This is a genomic window from Plantibacter sp. Leaf1 (assembly GCF_001421315.1).
Taxonomy (GTDB): Bacteria; Actinomycetota; Actinomycetes; order Actinomycetales; family Microbacteriaceae; genus Plantibacter.
Genome location: NZ_LMJX01000001.1, coordinates 260,316 through 271,460 on the forward strand (window position 1 = coordinate 260,316; position 11,145 = coordinate 271,460).

General features: G+C 70.3%; 11 protein-coding genes. 6 read left to right on the forward strand and 5 right to left on the reverse strand.

The genetic code is table 11. The features are described from left to right. Positions 1-104: 104 nt before the first annotated feature. On the forward strand, positions 105-1,262 hold the full coding sequence (locus ASE44_RS01050; RefSeq protein WP_056776595.1) for an AAA family ATPase: 1,158 nt from the start codon (positions 105-107) through the stop codon (positions 1,260-1,262). Positions 1,263-1,286: 24 nt separating this feature from the next. Here the strand turns inward: ASE44_RS01050 and ASE44_RS01055 are convergent, their stop codons facing one another. The 4 genes from ASE44_RS01055 to ASE44_RS01070 form a co-directional block, all read right to left on the reverse strand. Continuing rightward, positions 1,287-1,697: a DUF5684 domain-containing protein gene (locus ASE44_RS01055; protein WP_056776598.1), complete on the reverse strand. Its 411-nt coding sequence runs from the start codon at positions 1,695-1,697 to the stop codon at positions 1,287-1,289. A 101-nt stretch (positions 1,698-1,798) separates the two neighbouring features. After that, positions 1,799-2,419 (reverse strand): phosphoribosylanthranilate isomerase, encoded by a 621-nt coding sequence (locus ASE44_RS01060; RefSeq protein WP_056776600.1) that lies wholly within the window; start codon positions 2,417-2,419, stop codon positions 1,799-1,801. A 29-nt stretch (positions 2,420-2,448) separates the two neighbouring features. Next, positions 2,449-4,038: a cell wall metabolism sensor histidine kinase WalK gene (locus ASE44_RS01065; RefSeq protein ID WP_056776604.1), complete on the reverse strand. Its 1,590-nt coding sequence runs from the start codon at positions 4,036-4,038 to the stop codon at positions 2,449-2,451. Then, complete coding sequence (locus tag ASE44_RS01070) at positions 4,035-4,787, reverse strand: response regulator transcription factor (protein WP_056777068.1); 753 nt, start codon at positions 4,785-4,787, stop codon at positions 4,035-4,037. The genes ASE44_RS01065 and ASE44_RS01070 overlap by 4 nt, the downstream gene beginning before the upstream one ends. A 242-nt stretch (positions 4,788-5,029) precedes the next feature. On the opposite strand from ASE44_RS01070, the gene ASE44_RS01075 reads away from it, so the two are divergent. The 4 genes from ASE44_RS01075 to ASE44_RS01090 all read left to right on the forward strand — a co-directional run bounded on the left by ASE44_RS01075 (position 5,030) and on the right by ASE44_RS01090 (position 9,817). Further along, positions 5,030-6,553 (forward strand): ABC transporter permease, encoded by a 1,524-nt coding sequence (locus ASE44_RS01075; RefSeq protein WP_056776607.1) that lies wholly within the window; start codon positions 5,030-5,032, stop codon positions 6,551-6,553. 86 nt (positions 6,554-6,639) lie between these two features. Continuing rightward, positions 6,640-7,320: an ABC transporter ATP-binding protein gene (locus ASE44_RS01080; RefSeq protein WP_056776609.1), complete on the forward strand. Its 681-nt coding sequence runs from the start codon at positions 6,640-6,642 to the stop codon at positions 7,318-7,320. A 230-nt stretch (positions 7,321-7,550) separates the two neighbouring features. Continuing rightward, positions 7,551-9,308 (forward strand): MDR family MFS transporter, encoded by a 1,758-nt coding sequence (locus ASE44_RS01085; protein WP_082455593.1) that lies wholly within the window; start codon positions 7,551-7,553, stop codon positions 9,306-9,308. A 17-nt stretch (positions 9,309-9,325) separates the two neighbouring features. Then, entirely contained in the window at positions 9,326-9,817 is a 492-nt protein-coding gene (locus ASE44_RS01090) for a MarR family winged helix-turn-helix transcriptional regulator (protein WP_162235720.1), read from the forward strand. A 75-nt stretch (positions 9,818-9,892) separates the two neighbouring features. On the opposite strand, the gene ASE44_RS01095 is transcribed toward ASE44_RS01090, so the two are convergent. Continuing rightward, on the reverse strand, positions 9,893-10,732 hold the full coding sequence (locus tag ASE44_RS01095; protein WP_056776613.1) for an NAD(P)-dependent oxidoreductase: 840 nt from the start codon (positions 10,730-10,732) through the stop codon (positions 9,893-9,895). A 106-nt stretch (positions 10,733-10,838) separates the two neighbouring features. Between ASE44_RS01095 and ASE44_RS01100 the strand changes: the two genes are divergently transcribed. Further along, positions 10,839-11,099 carry a hypothetical protein gene (locus ASE44_RS01100; RefSeq protein WP_056014101.1) on the forward strand — a complete coding sequence of 87 codons (261 nt, stop codon included), beginning with the start codon at positions 10,839-10,841 and terminating at the stop codon, positions 11,097-11,099. Positions 11,100-11,145: the final 46 nt, after the last annotated feature.

Consider the following 11,145-nt stretch of genomic DNA (forward strand, 5'->3'; position numbering starts at 1 on the left):
TGGTTTCCACCACCGTAGCACACGCCGGAGCACGGCGGAGACGCTCGGAGCACGCCGGACCACCCTCGCCGCGCGATGTCCCCGGTGGCCGACATCATGGAGGCATGCTCCAGACACTCGCCATCGCCGGCTACCGGTCCATCCGCGACACGGTGCTGCCCCTGCACGGTCTCGACGTGGTGACCGGATCGAACGGCTCCGGGAAGTCCAACCTCTACCGCGCGCTCCGACTCCTCGCGAGTGCGGGCGACGGCGACGTGGTCGGCTCCCTCGCTCGCGACGGCGGGCTCTCCTCGACCCTCTGGGCTGGACCCGAGCACGTGCAGCACGCCGCGGCCGACGGCGGGACCCCGGTCCGCGGGACGAGACGCTCGGGTCCGGTCAGCCTGCTCCTCGGCTTCGCGACGGACACCCTCGGCTACCTCGTCGACCTCGGCATCCCACAGCCCTCCTGCACCCTGTTCGGTCGTGACCCCGAGATCAAACGGGAGCAGATCTTCGCCGGCGCGCTGGCCAAGCCGAGCAGCCTGCTCGTCGACCGACAGGGGCCGTCGGTCCGCGTCCGTGACGGGTCCTGGCGCCCGGCCGGCCGGGCGCTCGGGGTGTCGGAGAGCATCCTCACCGAGTTCTCCGACGCCGACGCGACGCCCGAGGTCCTGCGCATCCGGAGCCAGGTGCGCGGTTGGCGGTTCTACGACCAGTTCCGGACCGACCGCGACGCCCCGGCCCGCACCCCGCAGGTCGGCACGCGCACCCCGGTGCTCGGGCACGACGGATCGGACCTCGCGGCCGCGGTGCAGACGATCATCGAGTCCGGTGGTGCCGACCGACTCGACGCCGCCGTCGACGAGGCCTTCCCCGGCAGTCGCCTCCGGGTGCGCGCCGATGACGCGGTGTTCCGCCTGGAGTTCGAGCAGCCCGGCATGCTCCGGCCCCTGTCGGCCGGCGAGCTGTCCGACGGGACGCTCCGCTACCTGCTGCTCGTCGCGGCACTGCTCACCCCGCGCCCGCCGGAGCTCATGGTGCTGAACGAGCCGGAGACCAGTCTCCACGGCGAGCTCCTGCCGCACCTCGCCCGGCTCATCACCGCGGCGAGCGCCGACACCCAGCTCATCGTCGTCTCCCACGCCCGCCCACTCATCGACGCGATGCTGGAGGCCGGCGACGTGCACGAGCACCGCTTGGTGAAGCAGCTCGGCGAGACCCTGGTCGCGGACCAGGGCCTGTTGTCGACGCCGCCGTGGGCCTGGCCGTCCCGGTGACGCCTTCGTGCCCGCCGAAGGCGTCTAGGAGCGGTCGGCCTGCTTGCCGAGGAAGCGGTCCGAGCCGTAGCTGAGGATGAAGAATCCGATCAGCTGGAAGAGGATGAGTCCGAAGACGCGGAACACGGTGCTCTTGTCGAACTGCTTGCCGATGTGCCATCCGACGACCCAGCCGAAGACGATGTTCACGAGCGGGATGAAGTACAGGATCGTGGCGGCACCCGTGAAGCCGGCGAGCTTCACGACGACGTACCAGTTGTAGATCGGGATGAGCGCGGTCCAGCCCGCGCGACCGGACTTCTCGAACATGCCCCATACGGATGCGACGAAGAGCACGTAGCCGATGATGCCGCCGAAGACGTTGGCGGGGGCGTTCATGAACTCGATGGCGGCACGACCGTTGTCGTCCGCGGCGAGCAGGATGGTGTCGATCACGGTGGTGGCGCTCCTCGTCGTCGTCGCGGTCGACCGACCGCCTCATCCGACGAATGTAGCGTGCTGGTCACATCCCGGACCAGCGGGTGCGCATCAGACGCTCAGACCGCCCGGGCGGTGCGGGCGGCGTGCACGAACGACCGGATGAGCTCGGGGGACTTCACCCCGCGCGACGACTCGACCCCACTCGAGACGTCGACCCCCCACGGGCGGAGTTCCGCGACGAGACCGGCGACGTTCGCCGGGGTCAGACCGCCGGCGAGGATCCAGGTGCGGGTCGGCGGATTCGCGGTGAGGGCGATCGTGTCGAAGGTCTTGCCGACGCCCGGGTCGGGTGCGTCGAGGAGGAGCAGTTCCTCCGCGAAGGCGGCGCGCTCTGCGGCGTTCTGGGACGCGTAGCGCACGGCCGAGGTCGCCCGGAGGGTCCGCCACCCCATCGCCTGCAGCTCGTGGAACGCCTCGGGCGGTTCGTCGCCGTGGAGCTGGACCGCCTGCACCCCGGCCTCACCCGCGATGCGCGAGACCTCCTCGACCGACTGCCGCCGGAACACCCCGACGGTGAGCACGTGCTCGGGGACGTCGGCCACCAGCGAGGCGACGATCTCCGGCTCGACGGTGCGGGGCGATCCGGGCGCGAAGACGAACCCGATCGCATCGGCCCCCGCTTCGACCGCCGCCGCGACGCTCGACGGTTCCGACAGCCCGCACACCTTCACCCACATGGGGACCACGCTACCCGGCCGCACGCGCATCACTCCCCCGCTCGGACAGGCCCGGCCGGAGCCGCGGCGGCCGGCAGCTCGACCCGGAACACCGTGCGTCCGGGGACACTCTCGACCGAGACTGAACCGTGGTGCGCGGTCACGACGGCGTGCACGATCGCCAGCCCGAGGCCGGTGCTCCCGGTGGCCCGTGACCGCGAGTCGTCGCCGCGCACGAAGCGTTCGAACAGGTTGGGTTGGAGGGCCTGGTCGATCCCCGGCCCGTCGTCCGCGACGGTCAGGACCGCGAGCTCGCCGCCTGGGCCGCTCTCGATCGCGAGCCCCGTCCGCACGGTCGTCCCGGCCGGGGTGTGCGTCCGCGCGTTCGCCAGCAGGTTGACGATCACCTGCTGCAGGCGCGACGCGTCCCCCGTGACCAGCACGGGCTCCTCCGGGAAGTCGAGTTCGAAGACGTGCCCGGGACCGGCGACGTGGGCGTCGCCGACCGTGTGGATGACGAGTTCGGTGAGGTCGACGGGGCGCTTGGCGAGCTCCCGTCCCTCGTCCAGACGCGCCAGCAGCAGCAGGTCCTCGACGATCGTCGTCATGCGGCCGGCCTCGGAGCGGATGCGGCCGAGCGAGTGCGTCACGTCCTCGGGGAGCGTGTCGGACCTCCGGGCGGCCAGCTCCGAGTAGCCGGCGATGGACGCGAGCGGCGTCCGCAGTTCGTGGCTCGCATCGGAGACGAACCGGCGGACCTTGTTCTCGCTCGCCTGCCGTGCGTTGAGCGCGGAGGAGACGTGGCCGAGCATGCGGTTGATCGCCGAACCCACGCGGCCGACCTCGGTCCGCGGGTCGGTGTCGGAATCCGGCACCCGGACGGCCAGCGCGACCTCTCCACGGTCGAGCGGGAGTTCCGCCACGACGGCGGCCGTGGCGACGACCCGGTCGAGCGGGCGGAGCGAGTACCGGACGATCGCGAATGCGGCCAGGCCGGCGAGGAGGAGGACCACGACGCTCATGATCGCGATGAGCGTGACGAGCTGCATGACCGTCGACGTGACCTCGGAGAGCGGCAGCCCGATGACCCTCGTGGCGCCGCTCGCGTCGGTGACGGCGACGACCCGGTATTCGCCGAGGTAGGCACCGAGGTCGATGGTGGACGGGCGGCCACCGGCGGAGACCGTCAGGATCATCGCATCCTGGCTCTCCGTGCACGGGACGGTACTGCCGTCGGCGTTGAGGTAGCCGGCGTTCACGATCGTGCCGTCGACGACGATCGCTCCGAGCGCCCCAGGCCCGAGCCCCGGGGCGCCGATGAAGGCCGGAGGTTCGCGGGTTCCGCCGCCGTACCCGCCGGGCAGCTCGGAGTCCGGCGCCGCGTCGGGGGTCGACAGCTGGCCGTTCCGGCCGTAGTCGACGATCCGCTCGGCGGCCTTCGTGAGCTGGTTGTCGACACCCTCGGTGAGGAGGCCGTTCACCGCCACGGCACTCGCGACGCCGACGACGACGCTGCCGAGCGCGAGCAGCCCCACGACGACGACCATCAGGCGTCGACGCAGCGTCCAGGGCGCGCGCTTCGGGTGGACGGAGCCGGCGGTCGTCGCTGCCGGGTCGGCGGCCGGGGCGCTCGTGGTCACGAACCGACCGTCGGGATCTTCAGCATGTAGCCCGCGCCGCGCACGGTGTGGATCATGGGCTCGCGCCCGGCGTCGATCTTCTTCCGGAGATAGGAGATGTAGATCTCGACGACGCTCGCCCGACCGCCGAAGTCGTAGCTCCACACCCGGTCGAGGATCTGCGCCTTACTGAGGACCCGACGCGGGTTCCGCATGAGGAACCGCAGCAGCTCGAACTCGGTCGCGGTGAGCTCGATGGACTCGCCGTCTCGGGTCACCTCATGGCTGTCCTCGTTCAGCACGAGGTCGCCGACGATGATGTCGGGGCCGGATTCGTCCGCGGCGAGGAGGGTCGATCGGCGGATGAGACCGCGGAGTCTGGCGACGACCTCCTCGAGGCTGAAGGGCTTCGTGACGTAGTCGTCTCCCCCGGCGGTGAGGCCGGCGATGCGGTCGTCGAGCGAGTCCTTGGCGGTGAGGAACAGCACGGGCACGTCGCTTCCCGAGGTGCGCAGGCGGTTCAGCACCTGCAGCCCGTCGAGGTCCGGCAGCATGATGTCGAGCACGACGGCGTCCGGTCGGAAGTCGCGGGCGATCGTCAGCGCCTCCCGACCGTCGGCGGCGGTCCGGATCTCCCATCCCTCGTACCGCAGAGCCATCTGCAGGAGGTCCGTGAGGGTCGCCTCGTCATCGACGACGAGCACTCGCACGGCGGTGCCGTCGGCCCGCTTGAGTGCGCTTCGCGCCGCACCGGACGCCTGGGTCTGCATGTTCACGCGTTCAGTATTGGCCCCGACCCTATGAGCTGTCCATGAACCGGCCAGACGGATGCTGAGCCTGCTTGGAGCCGACGGAGCGCCCGTCGGGGGCCTGGGCCGATTCATAGCGTCGCCGAGGCGCAGGCCAAGTGAGCCTCCGTAGCGTCCGGTCCGAGTCATCCGCGACGTGCGGATCGTCGGCGCCGCGCAACGGGATGCCGACACGTGGACCAGGAGCAGAAGGAAACGCAGACATGTTCGGAACGTATCTCCGGCGGGAACTCGTCGGTCGTCGCAAACAGACCGTCATCATCGCCATCGGGATGGCGCTCGCCATCGCCCTCGTGATCATCGTCAACTCCGTCGCCACCGGCGTGAAGACGGCTCAGGCGTCCGTGCTGGAATCCGTCTACGGGGTCGGAACGGACATCACGGTCAGTCAGGCCGCCGAGGCGCCGACGGAGGGCGGCGGCCCCGGCCAGACCTTCGACTTCGGTTCGGGCGACGGGGCGACGAGCGACGGGACGACGACCGTCGACCAGTCTCGGCTCGAGGCGGCGCGTGGCACGTCGACCTTCGATGCGACGGCGCTCGACACGATCACCGACGTCGCGAACGTCGAGGCCGCGGCAGCCACGTTGTCGCTCACGAACACGACCTTCACGGGCGAGCTGCCCGACGTCTCCCAGGCGCAGGGCTCCGACGGGACGGCAGGCGTGCCCGGCGGTGACGCGACCGGCGCGACCCCGCCACAGGGCGGTCCGGACGGCGCGGGCGGCAGTTCCTTCGGCATCGACTCCTTCACGGTCCTCGGGCTCGACCCCTCGGGCGACGCCGTCGGTCCGCTCTCGGCCGTCACGCTCAGCGACGGTCGCTCGCTCGCAGCCGACGACGCCGGCGCGGACGTCGCCGTCCTCGACGCCGCCTACGCCACCGAGGCGGGGATCGCCACCGGCGACACGATCGACCTCGCGGGCACCACGTTCACGGTGGTCGGCACGGTGACCGCCTCCGGAGCCGACGCCACGACCGCGTCGAACGTCTATATCCCCCTCGACGTCGCGCAGACGCTCGCCGGGCTCGACGGCCAGGTCAGCGACGTGTACGTGCAGGCCGCCTCGTCGACCGACATCACGCAGGTCCAGACGGACATCGAGACGGCACTGCCCGACGCGACCGTGAGCACCCAGGAGGAGCTCGCGTCCACCGTGTCCGGCTCGCTCGCCTCGGCATCGACGCTCGTGTCGAACCTCGGCACCTGGCTGTCGCTCATCGTGCTCGCCGCCGCGTTCCTCATCGCGATCCTGTTCACGATCTCGGGCGTCACCCGCCGGACCCGCGAGTTCGGCACGCTCAAGGCGATCGGCTGGAGCAACCGGCGCATCGTCGGCCAGGTCGCCGGCGAGTCCGTCGTGCAGTCGCTCATCGGCGGCGCCGTCGGTGTCGCGGTCGGCCTCGTCGGCATCCTCGTCGTGAACCTCGTCGCCCCGACACTCAGCGCGGCGGCGACGACCTCCGGCGGCGGCGGGTTCGGCGGCCCCGGCGGCGCCGCGGGCATGCCGTCGGACGCGACGGCGGGAGCGGCCGGTGGGTTCGGCGGCGCCCCGGGCGCGGCGACCGCGACCACCACCGACATCGTCCTCCAGGCGCCCGTGACCGCCTGGATCATCGTCATCGCCGTCGGGATCGCCATCCTCGGCGGGCTGCTCGCCGGTGCCATCGGCGGGTGGCGCGCCGCACGACTCCGTCCGGCCGAGGCGCTCCGCTCCGTCGCCTAGGCGATGCACCGGCCGCCGCCGGCGGTCCGCTCCCCGCCCATCCGGCGGTCCCACGCAGCACTCCACCCAGCAGAACGAAGGACCCCATGTACACGATCACCGGCCTCACCAAGCAGTACCGCCAGGCGAAGCGCTCCGTCACGGCGCTCGACGGCGTCGACCTCGAGATCCCCGACGGCCAGCTCGTCGCCATCCAAGGCCCGACCGGCGGCGGCAAGTCGACGCTCCTCCAGATGCTCGGCGCGCTGGACCGACCGACCGCCGGCGGCATCTCCCTCGCCGGCGACGACCTCTCGACGCTCAGCGAGACGAAGCTCGGGAGGATCCGCGCCACGGAGATCGGCTTCGTGTTCCAGGGGTTCAACCTCATCCCCACGCTGACGGCGCAGGAGAACGTCGAGATGGCGCTGGTCCCGATCGGCACCCCGCGGGCCGAACGTGAGACGAGGGCCAGAGCGGCGCTCGCGTCCGTCGGACTCGCGGAGCGGGGTTCGCACCTCCCCACCGAACTGTCGGGCGGGCAGCAACAGCGGGTCGCGATCGCCCGTGCGCTCGTCAAGGAACCCCGAGTGCTGCTCGCCGACGAACCCACCGGCAACCTCGACGAGGAGACCCGCGACGAGATCATGGACCTCCTCGAGGGCCTGTGGCGCGACCGCGGGCTCACCGTCGTCATCGTCACGCACGACTCGGCCGTCGCGAAGCGCGCCGAGCGGCGACTGCACATCGCGAACGGAACGCTCAAGGACGTCACGACTCGGCGCTGACCGCTCGGCCGGCTCGGGGAGCGGACTCCCTCCACTCCCCGAGCCGCCCCTCCCCGGCCTCTGTGCCTGTCGCAGGGCAACGGGAATACCCCACCGTCGCGATTGGTTGACACTGATCAACTACTTGTCATATAGTTGACGCATATCAACTACTTGATGTCATCACGATCGCGGAGCCCATGTCTACCAACACCACTGCAACCGTCACGCCCGGGCGGGCGGACAACGGCATGACGCATCGCCAGGTGCTCGAGGCCCTCTCCGGCCTCCTCCTCGGCATGTTCGTCTCGATCCTCGCCGGAACCGTCGTCTCCACCTCGCTCCCCCGCATCATCTCCGACCTGAACGGCGACCAGACCGCGTTCACCTGGGTCGTCACCGCGACCCTGCTCGCCACGACCGTCTCCACCCCGATCTGGGGCAAGTTCGCCGACCTCTTCAACCGCAAGCTGCTCATCCAGCTCGCCCTCGGGATCTTCGTCCTCGGTTCGGCACTCGCCGGCTTCTCGCAGGACACTGGCACGCTCATCGGCTTCCGTGTGCTCCAGGGCCTCGGCGCCGGCGGACTCACCGCGCTCAGCCAGATCATCATGGCCGACATCATCAGCCCGCGTGAACGCGGCCGCTACATGGGCCTCTTCGGCGCCGTGATGGCCGTCGGCACCGTCGGCGGCCCGCTCTTCGGCGGTCTCCTCACCGACTCCCTCGGCTGGCGCTGGAACTTCTTCGTCGGCGTCCCCTTCGCGATCGCGGCGATCTTCCTCCTGCAGCGCACGCTCCACCTGCCGAAGCGGACCGTCGGCAAGGTCAAGATCGACTACCTCGGTGCCGCGCTCATCGCGGGCGGCGTTTCGCTGCTGCTCATCTGGGTCACGCTGGCCGGTACGCAGTTCGAGTGGGCGAGCTTCACCACGCTCGTCATGGTGGGTGTCTCCGTCCTCCTGCTCGCCGCGGCCGTCATCGTCGAGATCAAGGTCGACGAGCCGATCATCCCCATGTCGCTCTTCAAGAACCGCACCTTCACCCTCGCGGTCATCGCGAGCATCTCGGTCGGTGTCGCGATGTTCGGCACCTCCGTCTTCCTCAGCCAGTACATGCAGCTGGCCCGCGGTGCCACGCCGACCGAGTCCGGTCTGCTGACCCTCCCGATGATCGGCGGTCTGCTGATCGCCTCCATCGTCGTCGGGCAGTTCATCTCCCGCTTCGGCCACTGGAAGCCGTACCTCATCGTCGGTTCCATCCTGCTCACCGTCGGCCTGTTCCTCATGAGCACGATCCACTACGACTCGAACTACCTGCTCGTCTCCGTCTACATGTTCGTGCTCGGTGCGGGCGTCGGCATGGTCATGCAGAACCTCGTGCTCGTGGTCCAGAACGACGTCCTGCCGCAGCAGCTGGGTACGGCGAGCGCGGGTGTCGCGTTCTTCCGGAGCCTCGGCGGCACGATCGGCGTGTCGGTCATGGGCTCGGTGCTCGCCACGAAGGTGACCGACATGCTGTCCGACCGCCAGGACGACCTGCAGGCGGCCATCGTCGCCCTCGGTGCTCCCGGTGCCAAGATCGCCGAGACGCTGTCGAGCGGCACGATCCCCAAGGTGAGCACGCTGCCGGAGTCGGTGCGGACGATCATCGAGTCGGTCTACGGGGACGCGGTCGCCGACATCTTCCTCGTCGCCGCGCCGCTCGCGATCCTCACGATCCTCGCCGTGATCTTCCTGCCGAACAAGAAGCTCGGTTCGAAGAACGCGGTGCAGCGCATGGCCGAGCAGGGTGGCGGGGAACCGGCACTCGTCGGTGCCGCCACCGGTTCCGTCTCGACCGCGACCGCATCGACCTCGACCCAGTCGTTCGCGACCGGTGCGCTCGACGTGGCCGAGGCCATGATCGGTGGCGAGGCCGACACGCGGCTGGAGCGCGGACGCGACGAGGACGTCGACTCGCGTGCCGACGCAGGCACCGGGGCGCACAGCCCCCGCCACGGTCGCTAGTCCGTACAATGCGAACGATGTCCATCGATCACGACGCCCAGGCCGGGCCGGCCGCTGCCGACGACGCAGCGGCCGGCACCGCGCACGATCTCGCGATCGGGGCGGTGGAGGAGCAGTTCGCCCTGCTCATCAATCGCATCCGCAACGGCATCCGTGATCGGGCCGAACGGATCTCCCCCGGACTCCAGCCGGCCGGCTACAAGCTGCTCAGCATGGTGTCGCGTTCCGGAGCAGTGCGTGCCGGTGCCCTGGCCGAGATGCTGGCGATCGACAAGAGCGCCGTGAGTCGGCTCGTCCACCAGCTCGAGACCCTCGGCCTCGTGACGAAGACGCCGGACCCGGAGGACGGCCGTGCGAGTCTCGTCGTCGCGACCGCCGAGGGCGAGCGCCGGATGGAGTCGACACGGGCCAACGACCAGGCGATGCTCTACCAGCAGCTCTCGTCCTGGGACGAGGCGGAGGTCCGCCGCCTGGCCGAGCTGCTCGCCAAGCTCAACGACACCCTCTGAAGTCCCGTTCTCAGGAGTCCTCCGGCGCGCCGGGCTCGCGAGCGGGCGACGCGCCGAGGAACTCCTGAGAACGGGTCAGCGCCAGCTGTGCTTCGGGTCGTAGCCGAGGACTTCGCGGGCGTGGTCGATCGACAGCAGCGTCCCGTTGCCCGCGATGTCGCCGTTGACGGGCACGTCCGGGAAGACCTCGGCGACGAGCTCGGTGTTGTCGCGCGACATGACCGTGTCGGCGGCCGCGATGATGAAGCGGTCGAAGCCGGTGGCCTGGTGCTCGAGCGCGAGGCGCACGGCCTGCGCGCCGTCACGGCCGTCGATGTAGCCCCACAGGTTCCACTTGCGGAGCGTGGCGTCGGCGTCGAACGACGGGAACGCCGCGTAGTCGGCCTCGTCCATCACGTTCGAGAAGCGGAGGGCGATGATCTTGAGCTCGGGGTGCCACCGGGTGAGTTCGATCGCGAGCTGCTCCTCGAGGTGCTTCGACAGCGAGTACGTCGACTCGGGTCGGGCGGCGTAGGCCTCGTCGACGGGGATGTACGGCGGCGGGGTGTCGAACGGCAGACCCAGGACGGTCTCGCTCGACGCCGTGACGATGTTCGTGATGCCCGCCTTGATGGCGGCGTTGAACACGTTGTAGGTGCCGATGATGTTGTTCTGGAAGGTCGCCGTGTTCGTCGAGAGCCCTGGCGCGGGGATGGCGCTCAGGTGGACGACCGCGTCGAACCCGTCCGGCGCCTGCTCGTCGACCCCGGTGAGGGCGTCGAACACCTGCCCGGCGTCGCGCAGGTCGATGCGGACGAAGCCGTCACCGCGTTCCCCCGCCTGGTCGAAGTTGATCACCAGGTGGCCGTGTTCCCGAAGATGGCCGACCACTGTTCGCCCGAGCTTGCCCGAGCCTCCCGTCACTGCGATTCTCATGCGCCCATCCTGGTGCATCGGCCCGGAAAGCGGCGACGGGTTGACCGATCACCCAGGAACCGGCGACCGGCGGAATGACGGACGGCCGGTCGGCGTTGGACGAAGCGTGAAGCTCACCCTGTACACCTCCGCCTTCTGCGCCCCCTGCATGCAGGCTCGCGCCGTCCTGGCCGAGGTCCCGGCGCTCGTGGCCGGCGCCGTCGTCGAGGAGCGCGACGTCGCATTCCGGTCCGCGGAGGCCGAAGCCGACGGCATCCGGTCCACGCCGACCGTCATCATCACGAGCGACGACGGCACCGAGGTGTTCCGCGCCACCGGCGCACCCACGCTCAACCAGGTGCTCGTCGCCGCGGCGAAGGCGCTGTAGCCCGCCGACCGCCCTTCGACAGGCTCAGGGACCGGGTGGAAGCTCC

Bases quoted from the DNA above. Each gene is read 5' to 3' on its own strand.
- ASE44_RS01050 (WP_056776595.1), top strand. From the start codon at position 105: ATGCTCCAGACACTCGCCATCGCCGGCTACCGGTCCATCCGCGACACG.
- ASE44_RS01060 (WP_056776600.1), bottom strand. From the start codon at position 2,419: ATGTGGGTGAAGGTGTGCGGGCTGTCGGAACCGTCGAGCGTCGCGGCG.
- ASE44_RS01070 (WP_056777068.1), bottom strand. From the start codon at position 4,787: ATGCAGACCCAGGCGTCCGGTGCGGCGCGAAGCGCACTCAAGCGGGCC.
- ASE44_RS01075 (WP_056776607.1), top strand. From the start codon at position 5,030: ATGTTCGGAACGTATCTCCGGCGGGAACTCGTCGGTCGTCGCAAACAG.
- ASE44_RS01080 (WP_056776609.1), top strand. From the start codon at position 6,640: ATGTACACGATCACCGGCCTCACCAAGCAGTACCGCCAGGCGAAGCGC.
- ASE44_RS01085 (WP_082455593.1), top strand. From the start codon at position 7,551: ATGACGCATCGCCAGGTGCTCGAGGCCCTCTCCGGCCTCCTCCTCGGC.
- ASE44_RS01090 (WP_162235720.1), top strand. From the start codon at position 9,326: ATGTCCATCGATCACGACGCCCAGGCCGGGCCGGCCGCTGCCGACGAC.
- ASE44_RS01095 (WP_056776613.1), bottom strand. From the start codon at position 10,732: ATGAGAATCGCAGTGACGGGAGGCTCGGGCAAGCTCGGGCGAACAGTG.